Origin of the sequence: Kutzneria sp. 744, from assembly GCF_000568255.1 — a bacterium.
Classification (GTDB): Bacteria; Actinomycetota; Actinomycetes; order Mycobacteriales; family Pseudonocardiaceae; genus Kutzneria.
Genome location: NZ_KK037166.1, coordinates 5,283,803 through 5,309,454, shown reverse-complemented (window position 1 = coordinate 5,309,454; position 25,652 = coordinate 5,283,803). Strand labels below are relative to the sequence as shown.

The following is a 25,652-nucleotide window of genomic DNA, read 5'->3' as shown; positions in this document are numbered from 1 at the left end:
TCTCGGGCACGCATGAACTCAACACATGGCTGCCCGAGAGCGGGACTCGCGGGGGTTAGTTGCTGGCGCCCAGGCAGATGAAGGGGCGGCGGAAGGGATCGGCGGCGGTGGCGTCGGCCAGGGCGACGGCGGGGCGGGCGCCTTCGGCGACGCGGCGGTGGTAGAAGGCCATGCTCTCGGCGGCGGTCTGGTCGCCGACGCGGGAGACGGCGGCGGTGACGGTGCGGACGCCGGTGGCCAACAACGCGCCGGCGAAGCCGAGGGCCTCGTCGCCGGGGCGGATGCGGGTCATGGCGAGCTCGCAGGCGGCGAGGACGACCTGCTCGGGCGGGCGCTGCAACCGGGCGGTCTCGTGGGCGAAGAGGCCGCCGTCGACGAGGTCGAGGCGGGAGAACAGGGCGTTGCCGGGCTCGTGCATGCCGTGGGCGGCGATGTGGGCGAGCTGGGCGCCGTCGAGGGCCTCCAGCACGGCTTCGACGGTGGCGGAGGGGCCGTCGAGCACCTGGGCCCCGGGCAGGTAGCGGGTGAGCTGGGCGACCTCGCCGACGGCGGCGGGCAGGTCGGGGCCGCCGACCAGAACTGAGCGGCCGGTGCCGGGGAGCTGCTGGTCGGCGGAGGCGGACAGCCAGGCGGTGGCGGACGGGGCGACGACGACGGGCCGGCCCCGCAGCGAGGGCAGAGCGCCCCAGGCGATGGGGTAGAGGGGCCCGGTGGGCACGACGACCAGTTCGCGGTCGCCGATGATCGAGGCCAAGGGCCGCAGGAGCTGGTCGTCGAGGAACTGGGCGCGGCGGCGGGCGGAGGTGGAGACGACCTCGACGAGCGCCGACGGCAGGTGGTCGGGGGCCAGGGCGTCGAGGTCGGCGTGGAACATCTTGGCGGCCTGGCGGGCGTCGGCGACGCTGCCGAGGCGCACGAGCCGGGGCCGGCCGTCGACGATGACCACGGCGACCAGCACGTCGTCGACGGCGGCGAAGCTGATCATGGCTCGGTCTTCGAGGCGCTTGCCCACCTCGGCCAGGTCGGCGACGGGGCGGGGACGGCCCCACACGGTGGTCTGCCAGCCGAGCCGGGTGACCTCCTGCTGGAGCGCGGCGTGCCGGGCGGCCATCTCCCGGACCCGGCGGCCCTCGGCCTTGGCCAGCTGCATGGCCCGGGTCAGACCGCGGATCTCGGTGATCCGGTCGGCCAGCTCGGGATCGTCGATGGACGGCTGCGGCTCGTACCGGTACACCTGCGCCCGGGTCCGCTCCAACCAGTCGAACAGCCGTCGGGCGTCGGCGGTGGAGCGGTTGCCGTCCAACACGAGCCGCACGGCCAGCACGCCGAGCTCACGCCCGTGCACGGCGGTGCCGCTCACCAGCTCCAACCCGCCCATGCGATCACGAGTGCGGCCCAGCTCGGTGAAACCGGCGCGGGCCTGGCTGAACGCGGTGCGCCGGTCGCCGGTGGCCACGGCCACCTCGGCCCGGGCCAGCCGGCGCAGCATGCGGTGGTCGATGGAGGTGAACCGCCGCGGCGCGGGCACCTCGGCCAGCAGGCGGGCGGCGTCGGAGACCTCGCCCCGCCGCACCTGGAGGCGCACGGCGAGCAGCTTGGCGACGGCGGACTCGTCGGCCTGTGCGACGCCGCCGAGCCCTTCGGACAGCTCCAAGGCCCGCCGCACCAACGCCTTCGACGGCTTGCGAGGGGTCCTCATCGCGGCCCCGACGGCGGCGTGCAGCCCGGTCAACGAGGCCAGCCAGGCCATGGCCGGCCGCTCCTGCCGCAGGTAGCGACGCCGGGCCAGCTGGGCGAACGACCGGGCGGTGGCGTAGTCGCCCTCCATCACGGCGGCGGCGGCCCGCAGCGTCTCGGCCTCGGCCAGGTCCCGGTTGCCGCCCTGTTCACGCAGGCTGCCGAAGGCCTCGTCCAGCGCGTTGGCGGCCTCCTCGGCCAATCCGGCGTACAGCAGCACCTGCGCGCGGTCGGACCGCACCTTCGGCACGGCCGTGGGCGCCACGCGCGACATCAGCCGCTCGGCTTCCTCGTAGTAGCGCAGCGCCGTGGGGGCGTCGCCCATGCGGTAGTGCATCTCGCCGAGGTTGTTGGTGGTGATCGCCAACGTCAGCGGCGAGTGGTAGGTGTGCCCGAGCCACAGGCAGCGGCGCAGGTCGTCGCCGGCCGAGTGCGGGTTGCCCATGGCGCTGTTGACCAGGGCGCGCGCGGTCAGGGCGCTGATCAGGCCGTTCTCGACGGGCGCGCCGGAGGCCAGCGCCTTGTCGGTGGCGACGACGGCCTTGTCCAGCACGACGAGGGCCTCGGGCAGCCGGCCGGCCCGCCACAGCAGGTTGCCGCGCTGCCGCTCGATCAGGCCTTCCAGCACCATGCGCGGCGAGCCGGTCGGCATCGACGACACCAGCCGGCCGGCCAGCTGGAGCGACGGCATGCCCTCACGCAGCCCGTACGCCTCGGCGTCGGTGTGCGCCAGGGAGCTGAGCACCCGGACCCGCAGCCGCTGCTGCTCCTGATCTTGAGCGGGCACCCGGTCCAGCAGCTTCAGCGCCCGGCGGTGCAGCCGGGATGCCTCGGCGTACTGCTGGGACAACGCCGTCCGGTGCGCGCCAGCGTGCAGCTTCGCCACCCGCTCCAGCACGGCCACAACAGCGCGTGGGCGCGCGGCAGCGGCGGTGGACGACGGAGGCACTTGTACATACCAGCACACCCCGCCGAAGGTGTGGTGTCCACCGTCCGGGGAAAGATCGAGTCGTCTACAGCATCAGCGTGGGCGTCACGATCGTCCGCGGCCGCGAACCGGTCCCGTTGGCCAGGTGCACCACCAGCTGCGTGGTGCCCTTGGGCACGTCGTCGACCGCGAACCGACCGCCCTCGTCGGCCTCCGCGGTGGTGGACGAGTGCCCGGCCACCCTGACCTCGACGGTGTGCGGTCCCCCGGGCACCAACCAGCCGTCGAACCGGTACCCGGCACCGGCCGGAGCGAAGCTGACCATGATGGTCAGGTCTTCCACGGTGAACGTCACGGTGTTCGGGCCGGCGCCCCGGACGCCGGCCAGCTCCTCGGCGCGCTCCCAGCGGGCGACCTCGACGTCGAGGTCCTCCAACGCGATCGCGAACTGGACGCGTTCGACGAGGTCGGCCGGCACGGGGTCGACCTTGTCGAACAGCACGTCGAGCTCGGCGAGCAGGAGCAGGTCCTGTTCGGTGAGGTTGTCCATGTCCACGCCGGCCTCGTCGAACTCGTGCTGACCATCGGCAGTGCTCATTGCGGGCCCCCTTCCGAGTCCAGGAGCTCGCGCAGCGAGGTCAGGCAGCGGCCGCGGGTCGGGCCGATGCTGCCGCGGGGCATCTCCAACGCCTCCGCGACCGCGTCGTACTGGGCCCGGCCGGACAGCACGGTGAGCGTGAGCAGTTTCTGACAGCGGTCGGTGAGCTGCTTGAACGCGGCCCACAGCCGGCGGTCCCGGTCGTCGCGCAGCGCGTGCTGCTCGGGACCGTCCACCTGGGCCGGGATGTCCACCAGGTCCTCGGCCGCCACCGGGGTCTCCCGGTCGAAGCCGGTCGTCTTGGCCCGCTGGGCCTCGCGCCGCGCCGTCACGATCAGCCACGCGGCCAGGGCCTTGGGCTGTTGCAGCCGGTCGAGGTGGCGCAGCAGGGCCAGCCAGACGGTCTGCACGACGTCCTCCGCGTGCACCTTGTCCAGCCCCTGGCTGCGCGTGACATGCCAGACCAGCGGCGTGAGGTCGGCGACCAGCACGTCGAGCGCTTTGCGGTTGCCGGCTCTGGCCGCTACGAGACACGCCGCGTGGCGGTCGTGACCGGTCAGCCCCTCCCACGGGTCGTGGCCGGTCAAGCCGTCCCACGTGTCTACGGCCATTCGATGCACCTCCGGGTCTGAGGTACGTCGGCGCGCCCCGGTCCCCCTGCCACGGGGACGCACCCCGTGCCTGCATCCTGCCCTACCCGGTGTAGTTCTCCACACCCAGATGGGCCAATCGTGCTCGATGACGGCCACGCCCCCCGGCGTGTTTCCGTGTGCTGCCACCGCCGCCCCATTCACTCCGGCGGACCCCCGGACGGGTCCCGACGTAGGTAAGAGCGGCGAACTCGGAGCCAGATACTCACGAATTGGTAACAACGTGTCCGTGCTGGTGGCGGGGCTGCCGCCACCAGCACGAGCCGTCACGGGCGGACGACCTCCGCGTGCGGGATGCCGCCGTTGGGGTGCGCGACGCCGCCGCCGGCGGGCCTGGTGGTCTCGGCGTGCGGGATGCCGCCGTTGGGGTGCGCGACGCCGCCGGTGGTGGGCTGGGTCGTCTCGGCGTGCGGAATGCCGCCGTTGGGGTGTGCGACGCCACCGCCGACGTGGGCGACCACGCCGCCGGGGTGGTCCTCGGCGTGCGGGATGCCGCCGTCGGTGGTCTCGCCGCCGCCGTCCTGCGCGTCGGCCAGGGCCTGCTCGACCTCGTCCAGCATCGCGGGGTCGAGAGTGGTCGCGTCCGGAGTGCTGGTCGACGTGGTGTCGTCCGTGGTGCTCATGAGTCGTCCCCTCTGGTGTTCCCCGGTGACGCCAGCCGCGCCGTCTCCCCACGTGCGGCTTGCGTCCTGTCGTGGAGCAACACGGTGACTCGGCCCCTCCCGGTTCACCATGCGTGCTCATTGTGCCGCCGAGTCACCTCGAACAGCGCAACGATTTAACAAGGGATCGCACGATCGGACTAGATACACGCCACGGTGTGATCAACACGGCGGACGAGGGAAAACCCCTGGACGCGCAGAAGGGCCGGAGACGACTGTGGCGGCCCGGCGTCGGTTCTCCCCTTCCGACGCAGGCGTAGTCGTCTCCGGCCCGCGAACCCTTCACACCCCCGCTGACGTGAAGGGTCCTTCCACGCTGACCGGCGCCCGCTTCTCCGACGACCGAACCGATGCCCCCTCGACACCGGGCCGACCGACACCCCTGTGTGCGGGCACCTGTCGCGCGTGTACTGACCTGGCGGAACCGCCATTCCCATGGCGGTCCTGCCACCCCCGACCGGCGCCTGTGGGGCGCCTGGTCCGCCGTCCCGTTCCCCATGGCGTGGGTGAACGGGCCGGACATGAGGACAGGAGCAGCGCCTCGGCCAGGAGATACAAGGTTGCGAAAATTTTCTCGAAGTTTCCGATCTTGCCTGATCGGCGGTGGTGATCACGGGGCCCTTGGCCTTATGGTCTAGACCTATGTCCGACTTGCTGCTGGAAGTCATCGCGCTCGACGCCCGCGACGCGCACGCCGCCCAGGAGGGTGGGGCCGACCGGCTGGAGCTCGTCAGCGACATGGCCGCCGACGGGTTGACCCCGGCCGTGGCCACCGCGCGGCGGGTGCTCGCCGCCACCGACCTACCCGTGCGGGCCATGCTGCGCGACGACGCCGGCTTCGCGCCCTGGTCGCTCGACCAGCTGCGGGCCGAGGCCATCGCGCTGCGGGACATCGGCATCACCGAGTTCGTGCTGGGCTGGCTCACCGTCGACGGGGCCGTCGACGTCGCGACCTGCCGGGCCGTGATCGACGAGCTCGACGGCTGCAAGTTCACCTTCCACCGGGCGCTGGACCACGCGGCCGACCCGCTCGCGGCGTGGAAGGACGTGGCGGCGCTGGGCGCCGACACCGTGCTGGCCGCCGGCAGCGGCAAGGGCGTGGCCGACGGCCTGCCGGTGCTGCGCGAGCTGGCCGCCATGCAGGAGGCCGACGGCCTGTCCGTGATGGCCGGCGGCGGGCTGAGGGCGGAACAGGTCTCCGGGCTGCGGGCCGACGGCGTGCGGCGGTTCCACGTCGGCAGCGCGGTGCGTCCCGGCGGCTGGGACTACCCGGTCGACGCGAGGGCGGTCACGGAGTGGGCGGAGTTGATTCAGCACGCGGGCACGCTGGTCTAGACATAGGACGTCGCTTAGCATCCGGGGCGTGCGCGGATTTGAGACCCTGCTGCCCCGACCGTCGCGAGTGGACGCCACCGGCGGCAGGCTGCCGCTGGACGAGAACACCACGCTGGACGGTGATCCGGCCGCGGTGACGTGGCTGCGCGAGGTGCTGGTGGCGGCGACGGGCCTGCCGCTGCGGCCGGCGGCCGACCCGACGATCCGGTTCCGCATCGTGCCGTGGCTGGACGGCCACCTGATCCGCGTGTTCCCGGACGGCGTGCTGGTGGAGGCCCAGGACGAGGAGTCGGCGTTCCACGCGGCGCAGTCGGTCCGGCAGCTGCTGGGGCCCGAGGCGTTCCGGCGCGCGCCGATCGGGAACGGGCAGTGGTCGCTGCCGTGCGGCGTGGTGGAGGACCGGCCCCGCTTCGGCTACCGCGGCGCTTTGCTCGACGTGGCAAGGCACTTCATGCCCAAGGACGGCCTGCTGCGCTTCATCGACCTGCTGGCCGCGCACAAGATGAACCGCCTGCACCTGCACCTGACCGACGACCAGGGCTGGCGGTTCGAGGTCAAGCGCTACCCGAAGCTGACGGAGATCGGCAGCTGGCGCGAGGGCTCGCGGGTCGGCGTCCGCACGGACGATGCGACCGACGGCCGTCCGCACGGCGGTTTCTACACCCAGGACGATCTCCGCGAGGTCGTCGCCTACGCGGCCCGCCGGCACGTGGTGGTGGTGCCGGAGATCGACATTCCCGGCCACAGCCAGTCGGCCATCGCGGCCTACCCGGAGCTGGGCAACCTCGACCACCCGCTGCCGGTGTGGCCGCTGTGGGGTGTCAACGAGAACGTGCTCAACACCGAAGACTCCACAGTGGACTTCTACCGGCACGTCTTCGACGAGCTGGTCGACGTGTTCCCGTCCGAGGTCATCTGCGTCGGCGGCGACGAGGTTCCGACCGCGCAGTGGACGCAGGAACAGGCCGACAAACGCGGCCTCGCGACGGTGCCTGAGCTGCACGGCTGGTTCATCCGCCAGATCGCCGAACACCTTGGCAAGCATGGACGTCGGGCCATGGGCTGGGACGAGATCGCCGAGGTCGGACCGCTGCCGGGCGGCGCGGTGATCGCCTCCTGGCGCGGCGAGCGGGCCGGGGTCGATGCCGCCCGCGCGGGCTTCGACGTGGTGATGTGCCCGGAGCAGAAGGTGTATCTCGACCACCGCGAGTCCGACCGGCGTGATGAGCCGATCCCGGTCGGCATGGTCCACACCGTGTCCGATGTGTACGAGTACGACCCGATCCCGGTCGACCTGACCGGTGACGCCGTCAAGCGGGTCCTGGGCGCGCAGGCCAACGTCTGGACCGAGCACCTCGACTCGCCGCGGCGGGTCGACTACGCGGCCTTCCCGCGGCTGTCGGCGTTCGCCGAAGTGGTCTGGACCGAACGGGGCAACCGGGACCTGGCCGACTTCACCCGCCGGCTGACCGAGGACCATCTGCCCAGGCTGGACGCGATCGGCGTGGAGTACCGGCCCCTGGACGGGCCGCACCCGTGGCAGACGCGGCCGGGAGTGCCGGGCCGCCCGCGTTAGGCGACGCGGGTGAAAAGCCCGCGAGCACCACCCGTTTCGCTCACCACTCGCTACCGTGCCAACACGGACGGTGGGGGCGGTGCGGGATGGCGGGACGGTTCGGGGCGGCCTTCGCGGTCGCCGAGTACAGGGCGATCTGGGCCGCGGGCGGCCTGTCCATGGTCGGCGACCAGCTGGCCCGCGTGGCGCTGGTCGTCCTGGTCTACGACAACACGCACTCGGCCGCGCTGACCGGCCTGACCTTCGCCCTGACGCTGGTGCCGTCCTTCGTCGGCGGTGTGTTCCTGTCCGGACTGGCCGACCGGCTGCCCCGGCGCCGGGTGATGCTGACCGCGGATCTGTCGCGGGCGGCCATGATCGTGCCGGTGGCGATCCCCGGCATGCCCTTTCCGGTGCTGTGCGTGCTGGTGGCCGGGGTGTCGCTGCTGAACGCCCCGTTCCGGGCCGGCGAGCAGGCGCTGCTGGCCGATGTGTTGCCGCAGGACGGCTTTCTGGCCGGCATGGCGATACGCAACATCACCAACCAGTCGGCCCAGGTGCTCGGTTTCGCCGGCGGCGGCCTGCTGCTGGCGGTCATCGGCCCCTATTGGACATTGTCGCTGGATGCCTTGTCGTTCCTGGTTTCCGCGATTCTGCTGCGCGCGGGCGTCCGGGCCCGGCCGGCGGCGCTCAATCCCGCCCATCGGGCCACGCCCGGTGGTTTTGCCTTGCTACGCAACGATCCCGGCCTGCGGGCGCTGCTGTTGATCGGCTGGCTCACCGGCGTGTTCATTGTGTACGAAGGCCTGGCCGGTCCCTACAACGACGAACTGGGCGGCACCACGGTCACCTTGGGCCTGTTGCTGGCCGCCGATCCGGTCGGCAGCGTCATCGGAGCGTTCGTGTTCGGACGATTCGTGCCGGGCACCGCGCAGGCCCGCGGACTGGCGCTGATGTGCGTGGCCTCCGGCGTTCCGCTGCTGCTGTGCCTGCTCCATCCCGGACTCGTCGCATCGGCCGCCCTATTCATCGTCGCCGGCGCATTCGGCACCGCCACGTACATGCAGACAACGGCGTCGATAGTTCGGGGAGTGCATGATTCTCGACGGGCCCAGGTGTTGGGTCTGGCATATGCGGGAATGATGGCCGCGCAGGGGTTGAGCCCATTCGTGGCCGGACTGGTCGCGGACCGTGTCGGCGCGGCGAATGCGGTGGGCTGGTTTGGGCTGATCGGGCTGCTCATCGCGGCGCCGGTGGCGGTGGCCTGGCGTCGCGCCACCACCAGCCGGCCGGATATCTGGCTGCCCGCACCGGAATCAGGGGCGGACACCCGTAGGAGCTAGTCGCGTGTCATTCGCGTAACGGCCATGGCGAACCCTCCCCGATCACAGTTGTGAACTCACCCGGATGAACCTAGCGAATCTGCCGTGCCCGGTTGAACACTGGACACGGCGGTCGAAATAAGGGGGCGACGTGTCCAGTATGAGCCAGTCCAGATCCTCTCCGAAAGGGGTCGATCGTTACGGGCTCATAGACCGCATGGCCGGATTCGCGCTGTGGGCGCTGCCCGGACGCTGGATCGCCTACGCCGTTCTGGTGGAGGCGATCGCTCTCGTCGTGGCGCTGGCCTCGTTCACCCGCGGCCCGATCACCGATGTCGCCCTGATCCGCTTCACCGTCCTGCTGGCGCTGGGCATGGTGCAGGCCGAGCTGTCGCGGCGGATCGAGCGGGACCGCCGCCGGATGAGCGGCTCCACGCACATCAACATGACCTCGATCTGGCTGATCCCGGCGGTCCTGATGCTGCCGCCGCAGCTGGTGGCCCTGCTCTGCGTCGCCCTGTACTCGCACATGTGGCTGCGGATCTGGCAGCACCTGCACAACGTGTCCCTGCACCGCACGGTGTTCGGCGCGAGCGCGGCCGTCGTGGCCTGCCTGGCCGCCAACACCGTCGCCGGCATTCCGCTGACCGACCGGCTGCCGGAATGGAGCTTGGGCGTCACGCTGGCGTGCGTGCTGGGCGGGCTGACCTTCGAGCTGGTGGACGCGCTGTTGCTGGCCGTGTCCATCAACCTGCGCCACCGGGGCAACGCTCCGCTGACGGAGTTGTTCGGCACCTGGGACGACAACGCCCTGGAGTTGACCACGCTCTGTCTCGGCGGGCTCACCGCGCTCACCTTGGTGTACCAGCCGCTGTTCACGGTGCTGCTGTTCTGTCCGATCGTCGTGCTGCACCGCAGCGTGCTGGTCAAGGAGTTGGAGGCGGCGGCCACCATCGACGTGAAGACCGGTCTGCTCAACGCGGTCACCTGGCACCACCTGGCGACGCAGGAGTTGGCCCGCACCAAGCAGGATCAGCGGGCGACGGTCGGCGTGCTGATGGTCGACCTCGATCATTTCAAGCGGGTCAACGACACCTACGGGCATCTGGCCGGCGACGCCGTGCTGAAGTCCGTGGCCGCGGCGGTGAAGGGCCAGGTGCGCGCGGACGACGCCGTCGGCCGGTTCGGCGGCGAGGAGTTCGTGGTGCTGCTGCCCGGCGTCGACGAGGCCGGCGCGCTCGTTGTCGCCGAGCGGATCCGCAAGACGGTCGGCGCTCTTTACGTGATGGCGCCGCAGGAAGGTGTGCCGATCGCCGGACTGTCCTGTTCGATCGGTGTCGCCGTGCACCGCAGCAGCGGCACGACGATGGAACGGCTGTTGCTGGCCGCCGACACGGCCGTGTACCGGGCCAAGCGCACCGGCCGGAACCGGGTGGTGGCCACAGTGGACAAGCGGGACGCGGCGTAGAACCGAGTACCGCTCATACGAGCCATGCGGGGCCTACCCCTCGAAGGCCCTGCATGGCTCGGCAAACCCCCCAAGCGTGATCTCGCCCCGCGTGGAACGCGCGGCAACACCACCACTCACTCGTCGTCCGCCTCGGGGACGAGCAGCCAGCAGGCGGCGTAGAGGACAACGCCGGCGCCGGCAAAGAACACGGTGCCGACCACCATGGCGACCCGCAGGATCGCGGCGTCCACGCCGAGCAGCTCGGCGGCCCCGCCGCACACGCCGGCCAGCATTCGGTTCTCGCGGCTGCGGCGGAAGGTCTTCATCTTGTCGCCGGCCTCGTTCAGGATGTTGTTCGTCGTCGTCATGACCCAAAGACTGCCCGCGCGGCGGCCCCGTGCCATCGGGGTTCGTCCCTGGTTCGACCCCGATATGGGCCTACCCTTCAAGCCATGGAGACCCCGGGTGAGCTGGCCGCGGCGCTGGACCGGGTCGGCTACCTCGTGGACGAGGGGCTGGCCACCGCGGCGTTCCTGGCGCTGCGCATGAGCAGGCCGCTGTTCTGCGAGGGCGAGCCCGGCACCGGCAAGACCGCCCTGGCCAAGGCCCTGGCCGACGCTCTGGGCACGCCCCTGATCCGGCTCCAGTGCCACGAGGGCATCGACGCCGCCCGCGCGCTGTACGACTGGGACTTCCCGCGGCAGCTGCTGCACCTGCGGGCCATGGAGGCCCGGGGGCGGACCGACGACGCCGAGGCCGAGCTGTACACCCGGCGGTTCCTGCTGGCCCGGCCGCTGCTGCAAGCCCTGGAGACGCCGGGCTGCGTGCTGCTGGTGGACGAGATCGACCGTGCTGACGACGAGTTCGAGGCGTTCCTGCTGGAGGTGCTCAGCGAGCACGCGGTGAGCATTCCGGAGCTGGGAGAGATTCGCGCCGCCGAGCCGCCGGTGGTGGTGCTGACCTCCAACCGGACCCGCGAGGTGCACGACGCGGTCAAGCGTCGCTGCCTCTACCACTGGCTCGAACACCCGGGCCTCGTCCGTGAAGTCGCGATCCTGCGACGACGGCTGCCCGAGCTGACCGAGGCCCTGGCGACCCAGGTCGCCACGGCCGTCTCGCGGATGCGGGCGGCCGAGCTGCTGAAGCCGCCGGGGGTGGCGGAGTCGCTGGACTGGGCGCAGGCGTTGTTGGCGCTGGACCGGCCGATCCTGGACGCGGAGGCGGCGGCGCTCACCCTGGGCGCGGTGCTGAAGTACCGGGAGGACGCCGACCGCGTGGTGGCCAAGGGATTGGACGCGTTGCTGGCCTGAGTCGCATTATTCGAAGATGACGGACCCGCTGCCCGGACTGGCGGGGTTCGCCGCGGTGCTGCGGGCGGACCCGGTGCGGGTGCAGGCGTACCTGGAGGCGCTCAGCCACGTCGATGTGGCAGAGCCGAGCCAGGTGTACTGGGCGGGCCGGGTGAGCCTGTGCGCGGAGCCGGACGACATCCCCGGCTACGACGCGGCCTTCGCCGCCTGGTTCGGCAACGTCCCGACGCGGACCACCGGCAACGGCCGCACCCGTCGGCGCACCACGGTCAGCGCCCCGCTGGTGGCCCCGATGTCGGGCGAGGGCGACGGCGAGGTGCCGGAGCTGAACGTGGCCGCCAGCGACACCGAGGTCCTGCGCCGACGAGACGTCACCGCGCTGGACGGGGCCGCGCTGAAGGAGCTGCTGGCGACGCTGAGGACCGATCCGCCGCTGCGCCGCAGTGTCCGCACCCGACGGTCGCGCCGGGGTCGGCTCGATCCCGACGAAACCCTGCGTGAGCTGCTGCGATCCGGTGGCGAGCCGGTACGCCTGCGTTATCGCCGCAAGCGCTTGCGGCCGCGGCGGCTGGTGCTGCTGATCGACGTCTCCGGCTCGATGACCCCGTACTCCGACGCCCTGCTGCGGTTCGCCCACGCCGTCGTCCGCAGATCTCCTCCGAGCACCGAGGCCTTCACGCTCGGCACCCGACTGACCCGCGTGAGCCGGCAGCTGCGGCTGCGCGATCCGGACCAGGCCCTCAAGGCGGCGGCCCGGGCCGTGCCCGATTTCGCCGGTGGCACCCGACTCGGGGAGACCCTGCGGGTATTTCTTGATCGCTGGGGGCAGCGCGGCCTGGCGCGGCAGGCCGTCACGGTGGTGTTCTCGGACGGGTGGGAGCGCGGCGACGCGGCGCTGCTGGGCGAGCAACTGGCCCGGCTGCGGCGGCTCGCGCATGCCGTCCTGTGGGTGAACCCGCATGTCGGCCGTCCGGGCTACGCCCCGGTACAGTCCGGTATCCGCGCGGCGTTGCCGCACGTCGACCGGCTGTTGGCCGGGCACAGCCTGGCCACGCTGGACGAACTGCTGACGGAGGTGCGGCGTGCGTGACGTTCTCGACAAGGTCGACGAGAACTGGCAGGAGGGCCGGCCGACCGCGCTCGGCACGGTCGTGGCCACCTTCCGCTCGGCCCCGCGCCAGCCCGGCGCGGCCATGCTCGTCGCCGACGACGGCCAGGTCTCGGGCAGCGTGTCCGGCGGCTGCGTCGAGGGCGCGGTGTACGAGCTGGCGCAGCAGGTGATCGCCGACGGGCGGCCGGTGTTGCAGCGCTACGGCGTCACCGACGACGACGCGTTCGCGGTCGGCCTGACCTGCGGCGGCATTCTCGACGTCTTCGTGGAACGCGTGGACGGCAAGCGTTTCCCCGAGCTGGCCGACGTGGTCGCCTCGGTGCGGGCCGAGGAGCCGGTGGCCGTGACCACCGTCGTCGAGCATCCCGACGAGGCCCTGATCGGCCGGCACCTGGTGGTGTGGGCCGATCGCCGGGCCGGGGACCTCGGGTCCGCCCGCATGGACGACGCCATCACCGACGACGCCCGCGGCATGCTGGCCAGCGGCCGCAGCGGGCTGCTGCACTACGGCCCCGACGGGCAGCGTCGCGGCGAGGGCATGGCCGTGTTCATCAACTCCTTCGAGCCGCCGCCGCGCATGCTGGTGTTCGGCGCGATCGACTTCGCCGCCGCCATGGTCCGCCTCGGCGCCTACCTCGGCTATCGCGTCACGGTCTGCGACGCGCGGGCGGTGTTCGCCACCAAGGGCCGTTTCCCCGACGCCGACGAGGTCGTCGTCGACTGGCCGCACCGGTACCTGGTGCAGCAGGCCGAGGCCGGCAAGATCGATCACCGCACGGTGGTCGCGGTGCTCACCCACGACCCCAAGTTCGACGTGCCGGTGCTGGAAGTGGCCCTGCGCCTGGACATCGCCTACGTCGGCGCGATGGGTTCCCGCCGCACGCACGACGACCGGATGTCCCGGCTGCGCGAGGCCGGCCTGACCGACGCGGAGATCGACCGCCTGTCCTCGCCCATCGGACTCGACCTCGGCGCCCGCACCCCCGAGGAGACCGCGGTGTCGATCGCCGCGGAGATCATCGCCCTGCGCTGGGGCGGACGCGGAGAGCGACTGGCTCACTCCGAGGGCCCCATCCACCGCACGGCCTGACCCGCACCTGCGGCGGAAATCCAGCAGCGCCACCGTATCTGCGCGGGGGGTTGTTTCCGCAGGGCAACCGGGGCAGGCTCGGGCTGTGAGCCCGGTCACGACGCGGTGGTGGGCCGCCCGCCGGGTTCCGTGCTGCCTGGAGGCGACATGCGAGTCACCATGGTCGTGGACGGGGTGAGCTACACCGACGAGGTGGAGCCGCGAACACTGCTCGTGCAGCATCTGCGGGAGACACTGGGCAAAGTGGGCACGGTCGTCGGCTGCGACACCAGCAACTGCGGGTCCTGCACGGTGCACGTGGACGGCCACAGCGTGAAGTCGTGCTCGATGCTGGCGGTGCAGGCCGACGGCTGCGAGATCACCACCATCGAAGGGCTGGCCCGGGACGGCCAGCTGCACCCGGTGCAGCAGGCGTTCCACGACAATCACGCCCTGCAGTGCGGTTTCTGCACGCCGGGCATGATCATGCAGGCCATCGACCTGTTGGCCGACGATCCCGACCCGGACGAGCGGACCGTGCGGCACGGCCTGGAGGGCAACCTCTGCCGCTGCACCGGCTACCAGAACATCGTGCGCGCGGTCCAGGACGCGGCGCACCGGTTGAAGCCGGCGGCCCAGGCCGACCGTGAGCACGAGGCCGTCGGGGGTGGGGAGTGACCGCCACCGCCGAGCCCGAGGTCGGCAAGTCCCGGCGCCGCAAGGAAGACGCCCGCCTGATCACCGGCCGAACCCGGTGGACGGACAACATCACGCTGCCCGGCCTGCTGCACATGGCCATCCTGCGCAGCCCGGTGGCGCACGCGCGGATCACCTCCATCGACGTCGAGGCGGCACGGTCGATGCCCGGCGTGCTGGCCGTCGTGACCGGCGCGGATCTGGCCGACGAGCAGGGCAGCCTGCCGTGCGCGTGGGCGATCACCCCGGACATGAAGAACCCGCCGCACCCGTCGATCGCCGTCGACACGGTCAACTACGCCGGCGAGGCGGTGGCGATCGTGGTCGCCCGGTCCTCGGCCGAGGCGCACGACGCCTTGGAGGCCATCGACGTCGACTACGACGAACTGCCCGTGGTGCTGGACATGGAGGCGGCGGTCGCCGACGGCGCGGTGCTCGTACACGAGTCCTTGGGCACCAACAAGAGCGCGCTGTGGGTGTTCGACTCGGCCGAGGCGGGTACCGGCGGCAACGTGGACGAGGCCATCGCCGCCGGCGAGATCGTGCTGGAGCGGAAGTTCCGCCAGCAGCGCCTGATCCCGGCGTTCATGGAGCCGCGGTCGGTGCTGTGCGACCCGACCGGCGAACAGGTCACGCTGTGGTCGGCCACCCAGGTCCCGCACATCCTGCGGCTGATGCTGGCGCTGACGCTGGGCGTGCCCGAGCACAAGGTCCGCGTGATCGCGCCGGACGTCGGCGGCGGCTTCGGCGGCAAGCTCCAGGTGACGCCCGAGGAGATCCTGGTCTTCCTGCTGGCCCGCCGCCTGGGCAAGCCGGTCAAGTACACCGAGACCCGGTCCGAAGCCATGGCGACCGCCCACCACGGTCGCGACCAGATCCAGCGGCTGACCCTGTCGGCCACCCGCGACGGCACGATCACCGGGCTGAAGGTCGACCTGCTGGCCGACATGGGCGCGTACCTGAGCCTGGTCACGCCGGGCATCCCCATTCTCGGCGCGTTCATGTTCAACGCCATCTACAAGATCCCGGCCTACCGTTTCAGCTGCACCAACGTGTTCACCAACAAGGTGATGACCGACGCCTATCGCGGTGCCGGACGGCCGGAGGCCACCTTCGCCATCGAACGCATGATGGACGAGCTGGCCGCCGAACTGGGCGTGGATCCGTTGGCCATACGGGAAAAGAACTGGATCACGCACGAGGAGTTCCCGTTCACCACGGTCTGCGGCCTGACCTACGACTCCGGAAACTACGAGGCGGCAACGGAAAAGGCCAAGCAGCTGTTCGACTACGACGGTCTGCGGCGGGAACAGGCGGAGCGCCGCGAGCGTGGTGATGTAGTGCAGTTGGGCATCGGCATTTCCACCTTCACGGAGATGTGCGGCCTGGCTCCCTCCCGTGTGCTGGGCTCGCTGTCCTACGGCGCCGGAGGTTGGGAACACGCGGCGATTCGCATGCTGCCCAGCGGAAAGGTCGAGGTCGTCACCGGATCCTCGCCGCACGGGCAGGGGCATGAGACGGCGTGGAGCCAGATCGTGGCCGATCAGCTGGGCGTGCCGTTCGAGGACGTCGAGGTGCTGCACGGCGACACCCAGTCCTCGCACAAAGGCATGGACACCTACGGTTCCCGCTCGCTGACGGTCGGCGCCATCGCCGTCGTGAAGGCGGGGGACAAGGTGATTGCCAAGGCCCGCAAGATCGCCGCGCACATGCTGGAGTGCAGCGAGGACGACCTCGACTTCGCCCAGGGCCGATTCTCCGTGCGCGGCACGGACAAGGGCACCGGCATCACGGACATCGCGCTGGCCGTGTTCGCCGCGCACGACCTGCCCGACGGCGTGGAGCCCAGCCTCGACTCCGAGGCCACCTTCGACCCGGAGAACTTCTCCTTCCCGCACGGAACCCACCTCTGCGCGGCCGAAGTGGACACCGAGACCGGCCGGGTCACCATCCGCAAGTACGTGTGCGTGGACGACGTCGGCAAGGTCGTGAACCCGCTGATCGTCGAGGGCCAGGTGCACGGCGGCCTGGCCCAGGGCATCGCCCAGGCGTTGTTCGAGGAGGCGGTGCACGACGAGAACGGCACCCTGACCACCGGCACCTTCGCCGACTACCTGCTGCCTTCGGCGGCCGACCTGCCGTCGTTCGTGACGGATCGGACCGAGACGCCGTCGACGACCAACCCGTTGGGCGTCAAGGGAGTCGGCGAGGCCGGCACCATCGCCTCCACGCCGGCGGTGGTCAACGCCGTGGTGGATTCGGTGCGGCATATGGGAATCGACGACATCGAGATGCCGTGCACGCCGTTCCGGGTGTGGGGCGCGATCCACGGGCGGGACGTTGACACCGGCGGCAGCCAGGCCGGCGGCGGCCTCGGCTCGATCGAAGGGGGCCTCCAGTGATCCCGTCCGCTTTCGACTACGCCCGTCCCTCCACCGTGGAGGAAGCCGTGCGGACGCTGGCCGAGGCCGGCGAGGACGCCAAGGTGTTGGCCGGCGGGCAAAGCCTGCTGCCCGTGCTGCGCATGCGGCTGGCCGCGCCGACCATGATCGTGGACCTCGGGCGCGTCCCCGAGCTCCGCGGCGTGCGCGAGGACGGCGACAACCTGGTCATCGGGGCCATGACCACGCACTACGACGTGGCCCGCGACCACCTCGTGCAAGACCATGCCTCGCTGATCGCGCGGGCGACGGAAACCGTGGCCGATCCCCAAGTTCGGCACCGGGGAACCTTCGGCGGCTCGCTGGCCCACGCCGACCCGGCCGGCGATCTGCCGGCCGTGGCGCTGGCCCTGGGGGCGGTGATGGTGGTCGAGGGGCCGTCCGGCCGGCGGGAGATCCCGGCCGCCGACTTCTTCGTCGACTACTTCACGACGTCGTTGGCCCCGGACGAGCTGCTGGTGGCCGTGGTTATCCCCAAGCACACGGGCTGGCTGTCGCACTACGAGAAATTCAACCGGGTCGCCCAGGCCTGGTCGATAGTCGCCGTCGGAGTCTCGCTCCAGGTCAGCGGCGGCACCATCGCCGGTGCCCGGGTCGGCCTGACCAACATGGCCTCGGTTCCCGTGCGGGCGGTCGCCGTCGAGCAGGCCTTGATCGGCCAGTCGGCCGGCGCGGACGTGCTGCGGGCCGCCGCCGAGCATGCCGCCGAGGGCACCAGCCCCGGCACCGATGGCAACGGCGACGCCGAGTACCGCAGCCAGTTGGCCCGGGTGTTGACCGGACGGGCGCTGGCCATCGCGGTCGGAGGCTGACCGGTGCGGTTGGAACACCAGTTCCGGGTGGCGGCGCCGATCGACGAGGTGTGGTCGGTGCTGCTCGATCCCCAGCGCGTCGCCCCGTGCATGCCCGGGGCGGCGCTCACCTCCGTCGAGGCCGACTCCTTCGCCGGCACCGTGAAGGTCAAGCTCGGGCCGGTGGCCTTGCTGTACAAGGGCGCCGGCTCCTTCGAGTCCACCGACGCCGAGGCCCATCGCGCCGTGATCAAGGCGTCCGGAAAGGACAGTCGCGGCAACGGCACCGCCTCCGCGACCATCACCGTCACCCTTGCGGCCGATGGCGCCGACACCGTGGCCGAGGTGTTCACCGACCTCGCGGTGACCGGCCGGCCGGCGCAGTTCGGCCGGGGCATGATCACCGAGGTCGGCGGCAAGATCCTCGACCGCTTCGCCGAGTGCCTGGCCGGGAAGCTGGCGCCGGAGACGGCCCCGACCGCGGCCACCGCCCCGACCCCGACGGCCGACCCGAGCACCCCAGCGGGCCCGAGTGCCGCAACCGGCCCGAGCACTCCGGCCGGCCCGAGCACCGCGGCCGATCCAAGTGCCGCAGCCGACCCGACTGCCGCAGTTGACCCGAGCACCCTGGCCGATCCGAGCTCCGCAGCTAGGCCAAGCACCGCGGCCGATCCGGGTTCCACAGTTGACTCAAGCGCCGCGACCGGGCCCGCCGCGCGCGCAGCCGACCCACCCACACCACCATCCCCACCCTTACCCCCGGCCTCCGAACCCCTTGACCTTCTTGAGGTCGCCGGGGCTTCGGTGGCCCGGCGGGCGGCCGTCGCGATCGGAGTCATCGTGCTGCTCATCGTGATCGTGGCGTGGCTGCGAAGGCGCTGAACGGCTACATCCGAACGCCCATTGGTATGGCGGACACCCGGCGTTCGGCATTCGCCGCCATAATGTTGCGCGTGCCGAGCAAGCGAGTGACGATCACGCTGCCCGAGGACCTGGCACCCCGGGTCCAGGAGCTGGCCGACGACGCGCGGCTGGCGTTGGCCAGCTATGTCACCCGGATCGTCGAGCACCACGTGCTCAACCAGGAGGGGCTGACGGCGATGGAGTACTGGGAGAGCCGGTACGGCCCTCTGTCCAAGCCCGAGATGGCCGGCGCGGACGAGGCCATCGAGGCGGCCCGGGCCCGGCTGCGGCCGCCCCAGGAAGGCTCGGCGCAGCAGTGAGCGGCACGTTCCGCCCGCCCGTGGTGTACGCGGTCGGGGCGCTGGAGGCCGCGCTGGCCAACGACCGCAGGTTCATGGCCCTGCACAAGTGCTTCCTGCTCGACGAGTGCCGGCTCATCGTGCCCTCGGCCGTGCGCTCGGAGCTGCGGCAGCGCCCGGGCGGCAAGGAGCCGGCCACGGTGCTGAGCGCGTGCAAGACCGACTGGGCCGAGGAGTCCGGCGTGGTCTACGAGTACATGATCGACTTCGCGGTGAACGGCAAGGCCGACCGGGTCGACGCCGTGGTGGCGGCGACCGCGGTGGCCTACCGCGCCATCGTGGTGACGACCGAGGTGAACGCCCTCGAACTCATGTGGGCGGTCGACGACGTCGACCGCCCCATGTCGATCATCACAATCTGAAGGTCAAGGGACCGATCCTGGCGTTGAACGTCAGGAAGGGCCCCTTCCTGACGTTTCAGCCGACCTCGGGCACGGCCGGGCCCAGCAAGTCGTCGGCGTCGACGATCTTGTACGCGTAGCCCTGCTCGGCCAGGAAGCGCTGGCGGTGCGCCGCGTAGTCGGCGTCCAGCGTGTCCCGGGAGACGATCGAGTAGAAGTGCGCCTGCCGGCCGTCGCCCTTGGGCCGCAGCAGGCGGCCCAGCCGCTGGGCCTCCTCCTGACGTGAGCCGAACGTGCCCGACACCTGCACGGCGATGGAGGCCTCCGGCAGGTCGATGGAGAAGTTGGCCACCTTGGACACCACCAGGGTCTTCAGCTCGCCCCGGCGGAACGCGTCGAACAGCTCCTCGCGCTCCTTGTTCTTGGTCGAGCCCTGGATCACCGGAGCGTTCAGGCCCTCGCCGAGCTCGTCGAGCTGGTCGAGATAGGCCCCGATCACCAGCGTCGGCTCGCCCTTGTGCTTGTCCAGGATGGCCTGCACCACCGGCAGCTTCGTGCGAGCCGTGGAGCAGAGCTTGTACCGCTCCTCGGGCTCGGCCGTCGCGTACTGGAGCCGCTCGTTGTCGGTCAGCGTGACCCGCACCTCGACGCAGTCGGCCGGCGCGATCCAGCCCTGGGCCTCGATGTCCCGCCACGGCACGTCGTACCGCTTGGGGCCGATCAGCGAGAACACGTCGCCCTCGCGGCCGTCCTCGCGGACCAGGGTCGCGGTCAGCCCGAGCCGCCGCCGGGACTGGAGGTCGGCCGTCATCCGGAACACCGGGGCCGGCAGCAGATGCACCTCGTCGTAGATGACCAGGCCCCAGTCGCGGGAGTCGAACAGCTCCAGGTGCTTGTACTCGCCCTTGGTCTTGCGGGTGATCACCTGGTACGTCGCGATGGTGACCGGGCGGACCTCCTTGCGCTCGCCCGAGTACTCGCCGATCTCCTCCTCGGTCAGCGAGGTCCGGGCGATCAGCTCGCGCTTCCACTGCCGGCCCGCGACCGTGTTGGTGACCAGAATCAGGGTGGTGGCCTGGGCCTCGGCCATCGCCGCCGCGCCGACCATCGTCTTGCCCGCGCCGCACGGCAGCACCACCACGCCCGAGCCGCCGGCCCAGAACGACTGCGCCGCCAGGCGCTGGTAGTCGCGCAGCTGCCAGCCGTTCTCCTCCAACGCGATCGGGTGCGCCTCGCCGTCGACGTAGCCGGCGTGGTCCTCGGCCGGCCAGCCCACCTTGAGCAGCGCCTGCTTGAGCCGGCCACGCTCGCTCGGGTGCACGATCACCGTGTCCTCGGCGACCCGCTCGCCCAGCATCGGGCTGATCTTCTTGTTGCGCAGCACTTCTTCCAGCACCGCGCGGTCCAGCGACACCATGGTCAGGCCGTGCGCCGGGTTGTTCACCAGCTGCAGCCGGCCGAAGCGGGCCATCGTGTCCACCACGTCCACCAGCAGCGGCTGTGGCACCGGGTACCGGCTGTACCGGACCAGCGCGTCCACCACCTGCTCCGCGTCATGGCCCGCCGCACGGGCGTTCCACAGCGCCAGCGGCGTCACCCGATACGTGTGCACGTGCTCCGGCGCCCGTTCCAACTCCGCGAACGGCGCGATGGCCGTCCGCGTCTCGTCGGCGAGCGGATGGTCGACCTCCAGCAGCAGCGTCTTGTCGGACTGGACGATCAGTGGTCCGTCGGTCACCGCTCGTGCTCCTCACATCGGTGGTCTGACCAGTGTTGCAACCGGGGGAACCCGATTGCCAATCCCGTCCCGGCCGAGTGGCCGCCGGGGTGTGATGTGACCTGCGTCATGGCACTCTCGGGCACCTGGGATGCCGGCGCTCCCGTCGTCTCATAACCAACCGGTAAAGACCCGGCGGCGAGGCCTTTGCGCTGGTTACAGTCCGCCTTTCGGGGGTTGGTCAACGCCTGAGGCCAGGCGTTTCGTCACGAGAAACACCAAGAGGGGACCCATGAGCACTCCACCCATGCCTCCTGCCGGGCCGCAAGGTCCGCAGCAGCCTCAGGGCCAGCCCTACCCGCAGCAGCCGCAGGGGCAGTTCCCGCAGGCCCCTCAGGGCCAGTTCCCGCAGGGGCAGCCGTACCCGCAGGCCCCGCAGGGTCAGTTCCCGGGCGCCGGCCCGGTTCCGGGCACGGGCCCGGTTCCCGGCACCGGTCCGCAGGCCGGCTTCCAGCCCGGCCCCGGCCAGCCGCAGCCGTTCCCCCAGGCCCCGATGGGCACCCCGCCCAAGAAGAGCCGCAGGCTGCTGGCCGGCATCGGCGGTGCGGTGGGCGTGATCGTCGTGGTGATCATCGTCCGGGTGGTCATCGGCCTCGGCGTCAGCACCGCGGTGTCCAGCGCCGACGACGCGCACAACACGGCGGTCGGCGACTGCGCGACGGTCGGCGGCACGCTGACCAGCCCGAAGTACGACAAGGCCGACTGCACCTCGGACAAGGCCAACTACACCGTCGGCCAGGTGATCAAGTCGTCCGAGACGTGCGCGGAGGGCTACGACTCGTATTACGAGTCGGGCACGCTCAACAACGTGAAGGTGTGCCTGGCGCCGATCTTCAAGGACGGCGGCTGCTACAAGATGCAGGAGGCTTCCCAGGACATGGGTTACCCGAGCCTCGCGTGCACCGACCCCGACGTGGACAACGTCCAGGTCAAGGTTCTCAAGGACAAGGCCGACAAGAGCGCCTGCGAGAACCCGACCGCCGCTCTCGCGTACCCGGCGCTGAAGTTGACCTACTGCTTGGCCAAGCCGAGCGGCGCCTGATATTCACGTAGCGGCAACGTTTCGACGGCCGGGCCGGGGAAATCCCGACCCGGCCGTCTTGCGTTTCGTCAGAAATTCTCGAAGATCAGCTGTTCTGCTGTGAGGGCGGCAGCATCGACTGCGCGTCCAGGCGGTTCTGCAGCATTCCGGACGTCTCCATCATGTCGGCGACACGCTGGAGGCGGACGGCGTTGAGCGTGGTGGGGAAGTTGCCGACCGAGATCAGGTCGGCGGTGCCGGCATCGACACCGGCGTAGTCCTTCAGCACGCTCTGCACCTTGAGCCGGTCCGAGGCCTGCTCCTGGGCCTGCTGCAACGTCGCGCGGAAGGCGGCCATGGTGTTCGGGTTGGCGTCGGCGAACTTCTTGGACGACGCGTAGCCGGTCATCGGGAACTCCTGGGTGGCGCCGCGGGCGGCGTCGGTCAGGATGGTCGCGCCCAGCTGCTGCTGGGCCCGGGTGATGAACGGCTCGACCATCCAGGCCGCGTCCACGGTGCGGTTCTGCAGCGCCGTGATCATGTCGTTGAAGCCGACGGTGGAGAACTGGATGCGGTTCTGCTGCACGCCCGCGGTGTCCAGCACCGACTTCGTGGTCAGCACGCCGAGGTCGTCGTCGGCGTTGACCGCGATCTTCGGGTTCGGCTTGGCCGACGGGTTGTTGTAGCCCTGCGCGGGCAGCGTGACCAGGGCCATCGTGTTGGTGCCGGCCTGGTAGGCCTCGCCCTGCAGCTCCAGCTGCGCGCCGCCGGCCTCGGCCTTGAAGAAGCTCACGTGGGTGGCGAAGGCGATGTCCAGCTGGCCGTTCTGGACCTGCTTGATCGCCTCCTGGTCGCTGTTCTCCTGCACGAGCTCGATCTTCAGCCCGGCCTGGTCGAACAGGTTGTTCTTCACCGCCATGTACAGCGGGGCCACGTCGACCTGCGCCTCGTAACCGACGCGGAGCGAGGGGTGCTCCAGGTTCGGCGAGCTGGAAGCTCCGGATCCGGGCAGCAGGCTGCAGCCGGCCGCGGAAGCGACCAGACCCAGCGCTCCCACGAGCGCCACAGCGGTCCGTCGTACCGCTCCGATGGCCATGCGCACCTCATTAATTTGATCTACGGGCCCCCCAACCGGGCCGCTGGCATCAAACCACGACCGATACCAACATGCGGGGATGGTAGCCACCCGGACGTATGAAGGCATCCCCCGCGGCGGATACCGTGAGTGCATCTGGAGTCTTCCCGTCCGAGGTATCCGCCACTACGCTCATTGGGCTAGTGGATGTGGTCGGCGCGGACCACGGAGAAGGAAGGCAGCGGGGCCGTCTGGCATTACGCCCCGTGGTTGTGCTGCAATTCGGCCCACTTCGGAACCAACTTGGTCCGGGGAGGGACCGAGACACTGCTGCTGGAATGAGGAAGCCCAGGGTGGCCCGTCGAGACAAAGGCCCCGGCCGACCAGGCCCCGCTGGTCCTGCGCGTTCGGGTGGCCCCGAAAAGGGTGAAGGACTGGCTGCGCAGCGTGATGCGGACGTGAGCGAAGAAACGACACACATCGGACATAGCGGCGATGTCGGAGACGTCGACCGCAACGCGGACGGCACCGGCTCGAGGTGGCGGCTGCAGAACTGGCGACTGCGCACCAAGCTGCTCGTCGTCCTGCTGATCCCGACCATCCTGGCGTTGATCCTCGGTGGCATCCGCGTCCGCGCCGACGTGGCCAACCTCACCGACGCCCAGCGCCTGGCCAAGCAGGTGCAGCTGGAGACCTCCGTCGCCGAACTCGTGCAGCAGCTCCAGCGCGAGCGCGACCTGACCGCGCAGTTCGTCGCGGCCAACCGGACCGGCGACCAGGTCAGCCTCGACCGCGAGCGCGACCGGGTGGTGCAGGACATCACCGCGTTCCGCAACCTGGTGAGCACGCTCGGTCCAGGACTGTCCCCGGATGTCGAGGCCCGCTTCAGCACCGCGGCCGACCAGCTGTCCCGGTTGACGAACCTGCGCAAGGCGGTGGGCGAGTCCAAGTACCCCGCCAGCGCCACGTTCAACGCCTACAGCGACTCCATCCAGAACCTGCTCGACCTCGGTGAGCAGGCCATCTCCACCATCTCCGACCCGAGCCTGGTGCGGTTGCAGCTGGCGACCAACGCCGTGGCCCGCGCCAAGGAGCAGGACTCCCGCAAGCGCGGCATCCTGCTCCAGGTCTTCCAGACCAAGTCCTTCCCGCAGGACCAGCTGCGGGCTTTGCTGGCCGCCGACGCCGAGCTCGACGCGGCCAAGAACGACTTCACCAAGTCGGCGGACCCGAAACAGCAGCGCATCTTCGACGACACGGTCACCGGCCTGATCGTCGACGACGCCAACAAGCTGGAGGAGGCCGCGCTCATCCGCGGCACCAACAACCAGGGCCTCGACAACCTGGCCACCACGCAGTGGGACATCGACTCCACGCTGACGGTCAACCTGACCAACCAGGTCCAGCAGGCCCTGCTGCAGCAGCTCCAGGAGAACACGAACGCGCTGGCCAACACCTCGCAGGACTCCGCGATCCGCAACTCGGCGCTGGTTCTCGGCGCCCTGCTGCTGGCCCTGGTGACCGCCCTGTTCGTGGCCCGGTCGCTGCTGCGGCCGCTGCGCGTGCTGCGGCGCACCGCGCTGGACATCGCCGACCACCGCCTGCCGGAAGAGGTGCAGCGCATCCTCACCGACCCCAACCCGGCCGAAGCGGCCCGGGAAGTGGTCGATCCCGTCCCGATCCACACCAAGGAGGAGGTCGGCCAGCTGGCGCGGGCCTTCGACGCGGTGCACGGCGAGGCGGTCCGGATGGCGGCCCAGCAGGCCATGCTGCGCGACAACGTCAACGCCATGTTCGTCAACCTGTCCCGGCGCTCCCAGGCCCTGGTCGAACGCCAGCTGGGCCTGATCGACCGGCTGGAGCAGGACGAGCAGGACCCGGACCAGCTGGCCAACCTGTTCGAGCTGGACCACCTGGCCACCCGTATGCGGCGCAACAGCGAGAACCTGCTGGTTCTCTCGGGCACCGACCTGGGCCGACGCCTGACCCGGCCCGTCCCGGCCGGCGATGTCCTCGGCGCCGCGGTGTCCGAGGTCGAGCAGTACGCCCGCATCCAGGTCGCGCCGACCCCGGAGCTCACGGTCCAGGGCCGCGCGGTCAACGACCTCGTGCACCTCACCGCCGAGCTGCTGGACAACGCGACCGCGTTCTCCGACCCGAACACCAAGGTCACCGTGCGCACCGCCAAGACGCGGCGCGGCGAGCTGGCCATCGAGATCCACGACCGCGGCGTGGGCATGTCCGGCCCGGACGTGAACGAGACCAACGAGCGCCTGGCCGACCCGCCCGAGGTCGACGTGGCCGTGTCCCGTCGCATGGGCCTGTACGTGGTCGCGCGGCTGGCCAAGCGGCACGACATCAAGGTGCGGCTGCGCGGCAACGAGGACATCGAGGGCGGCATGACCGCGCTCGTCGTGGTGCCGGGCTCGCTGGTGCTGGCCCCCGGGGCCGACGTCAGCACGCCGCCGTCGGGCGGCGAGCGGCCGGCCACCCAGAACGGCGGCGGCATCGCCAACGCCTT

At 70.9% G+C, this 25,652-nt stretch carries 22 protein-coding genes; 15 read left to right on the top strand and 7 right to left on the bottom strand.

Going from position 1 to position 25,652, the window contains the following annotated elements; genetic code table 11:
* Window positions 1-55 precede the first annotated feature (55 nt).
* The 4 genes from KUTG_RS23765 to KUTG_RS23750 form a co-directional block, all read right to left on the bottom strand.
* Window positions 56-2,686: a CHAT domain-containing protein gene (locus tag KUTG_RS23765; RefSeq protein ID WP_232240915.1), complete on the bottom strand. Its 2,631-nt coding sequence runs from the start codon at window positions 2,684-2,686 to the stop codon at window positions 56-58.
* A 64-nt stretch (window positions 2,687-2,750) separates the two neighbouring features.
* Window positions 2,751-3,215 (bottom strand): hypothetical protein, encoded by a 465-nt coding sequence (locus KUTG_RS23760; RefSeq protein ID WP_043730413.1) that lies wholly within the window; start codon window positions 3,213-3,215, stop codon window positions 2,751-2,753.
* Between the two features lie 44 nt (window positions 3,216-3,259).
* Window positions 3,260-3,874 carry an RNA polymerase sigma factor gene (locus KUTG_RS23755; RefSeq protein ID WP_052395314.1) on the bottom strand — a complete coding sequence of 205 codons (615 nt, stop codon included), beginning with the start codon at window positions 3,872-3,874 and terminating at the stop codon, window positions 3,260-3,262.
* A 305-nt stretch (window positions 3,875-4,179) separates the two neighbouring features.
* Window positions 4,180-4,536, bottom strand: coding sequence for a hypothetical protein (locus tag KUTG_RS23750; RefSeq protein WP_043719669.1), 357 nt, complete (start codon window positions 4,534-4,536; stop codon window positions 4,180-4,182).
* A 681-nt stretch (window positions 4,537-5,217) separates the two neighbouring features.
* Between KUTG_RS23750 and KUTG_RS23745 the strand changes: the two genes are divergently transcribed.
* From KUTG_RS23745 to KUTG_RS23730, 4 genes are all read left to right on the top strand, one after another.
* Window positions 5,218-5,910 (top strand): copper homeostasis protein CutC, encoded by a 693-nt coding sequence (locus tag KUTG_RS23745; protein WP_043719667.1) that lies wholly within the window; start codon window positions 5,218-5,220, stop codon window positions 5,908-5,910.
* A gap of 28 nt (window positions 5,911-5,938) precedes the next feature.
* Window positions 5,939-7,486 carry a beta-N-acetylhexosaminidase gene (locus KUTG_RS23740; protein ID WP_043719665.1) on the top strand — a complete coding sequence of 516 codons (1,548 nt, stop codon included), beginning with the start codon at window positions 5,939-5,941 and terminating at the stop codon, window positions 7,484-7,486.
* A gap of 86 nt (window positions 7,487-7,572) precedes the next feature.
* Window positions 7,573-8,808, top strand: coding sequence for an MFS transporter (locus KUTG_RS23735; RefSeq protein ID WP_043719663.1), 1,236 nt, complete (start codon window positions 7,573-7,575; stop codon window positions 8,806-8,808).
* Between the two features lie 196 nt (window positions 8,809-9,004).
* The gene (locus KUTG_RS23730) at window positions 9,005-10,255 is read left to right on the top strand and encodes a GGDEF domain-containing protein (RefSeq protein ID WP_043719661.1); all 1,251 of its coding nucleotides are present in this window, start codon (window positions 9,005-9,007) and stop codon (window positions 10,253-10,255) included.
* A 116-nt stretch (window positions 10,256-10,371) separates the two neighbouring features.
* On the opposite strand, the gene KUTG_RS23725 is transcribed toward KUTG_RS23730, so the two are convergent.
* On the bottom strand, window positions 10,372-10,605 hold the full coding sequence (locus tag KUTG_RS23725) for a PspC domain-containing protein (RefSeq protein WP_043719659.1): 234 nt from the start codon (window positions 10,603-10,605) through the stop codon (window positions 10,372-10,374).
* Window positions 10,606-10,689: 84 nt separating this feature from the next.
* Between KUTG_RS23725 and KUTG_RS23720 the strand changes: the two genes are divergently transcribed.
* The 9 genes from KUTG_RS23720 to KUTG_RS23680 all read left to right on the top strand — a co-directional run bounded on the left by KUTG_RS23720 (window position 10,690) and on the right by KUTG_RS23680 (window position 19,279).
* Entirely contained in the window at window positions 10,690-11,547 is an 858-nt protein-coding gene (locus KUTG_RS23720) for an AAA family ATPase (RefSeq protein WP_043719657.1), read from the top strand.
* 16 nt (window positions 11,548-11,563) lie between these two features.
* Window positions 11,564-12,637, top strand: coding sequence for a vWA domain-containing protein (locus KUTG_RS23715; protein ID WP_043719654.1), 1,074 nt, complete (start codon window positions 11,564-11,566; stop codon window positions 12,635-12,637).
* Window positions 12,630-13,748: an XdhC family protein gene (locus tag KUTG_RS23710; protein ID WP_043719653.1), complete on the top strand. Its 1,119-nt coding sequence runs from the start codon at window positions 12,630-12,632 to the stop codon at window positions 13,746-13,748. Before KUTG_RS23715 ends, KUTG_RS23710 begins: the two co-directional genes overlap by 8 nt.
* A gap of 147 nt (window positions 13,749-13,895) precedes the next feature.
* Window positions 13,896-14,405, top strand: coding sequence for a (2Fe-2S)-binding protein (locus KUTG_RS23705; protein WP_043730410.1), 510 nt, complete (start codon window positions 13,896-13,898; stop codon window positions 14,403-14,405).
* Window positions 14,402-16,825, top strand: coding sequence for a xanthine dehydrogenase family protein molybdopterin-binding subunit (locus tag KUTG_RS23700; protein ID WP_043719652.1), 2,424 nt, complete (start codon window positions 14,402-14,404; stop codon window positions 16,823-16,825). Before KUTG_RS23705 ends, KUTG_RS23700 begins: the two co-directional genes overlap by 4 nt.
* Window positions 16,822-17,676, top strand: a complete 855-nt coding sequence (locus KUTG_RS23695) for an FAD binding domain-containing protein (RefSeq protein ID WP_043719650.1) — start codon at window positions 16,822-16,824, stop codon at window positions 17,674-17,676. The genes KUTG_RS23700 and KUTG_RS23695 overlap by 4 nt, the downstream gene beginning before the upstream one ends.
* Window positions 17,677-17,679: 3 nt before the next feature.
* Entirely contained in the window at window positions 17,680-18,537 is an 858-nt protein-coding gene (locus tag KUTG_RS23690; RefSeq protein WP_043719649.1) for an SRPBCC family protein, read from the top strand.
* 71 nt (window positions 18,538-18,608) lie between these two features.
* Entirely contained in the window at window positions 18,609-18,878 is a 270-nt protein-coding gene (locus KUTG_RS23685) for a hypothetical protein (protein WP_157494724.1), read from the top strand.
* On the top strand, window positions 18,875-19,279 hold the full coding sequence (locus tag KUTG_RS23680; RefSeq protein ID WP_043719646.1) for a hypothetical protein: 405 nt from the start codon (window positions 18,875-18,877) through the stop codon (window positions 19,277-19,279). The genes KUTG_RS23685 and KUTG_RS23680 overlap by 4 nt, the downstream gene beginning before the upstream one ends.
* Before the next feature lie 55 nt (window positions 19,280-19,334).
* Here the strand turns inward: KUTG_RS23680 and KUTG_RS23675 are convergent, their stop codons facing one another.
* A complete protein-coding gene (locus KUTG_RS23675; RefSeq protein WP_043719644.1) occupies window positions 19,335-20,996 on the bottom strand; it encodes a DNA repair helicase XPB in 1,662 nt (553 codons plus the stop codon).
* Between the two features lie 271 nt (window positions 20,997-21,267).
* Here KUTG_RS23675 and KUTG_RS23670 point away from each other — a divergent pair, with 271 nt between their 5' ends.
* Window positions 21,268-22,077: an LppU/SCO3897 family protein gene (locus tag KUTG_RS23670; RefSeq protein ID WP_157494723.1), complete on the top strand. Its 810-nt coding sequence runs from the start codon at window positions 21,268-21,270 to the stop codon at window positions 22,075-22,077.
* Between the two features lie 85 nt (window positions 22,078-22,162).
* Here KUTG_RS23670 and KUTG_RS23665 read toward each other — a convergent pair whose 3' ends face one another.
* Window positions 22,163-23,122, bottom strand: coding sequence for an ABC transporter substrate-binding protein (locus tag KUTG_RS23665; RefSeq protein ID WP_232240914.1), 960 nt, complete (start codon window positions 23,120-23,122; stop codon window positions 22,163-22,165).
* A 467-nt stretch (window positions 23,123-23,589) separates the two neighbouring features.
* On the opposite strand from KUTG_RS23665, the gene KUTG_RS23660 reads away from it, so the two are divergent.
* Window positions 23,590-25,652, top strand: a 2,063-nt coding sequence (locus KUTG_RS23660; RefSeq protein WP_232240913.1) for a sensor histidine kinase, incomplete at its 3' end; no start/stop codon positions are given.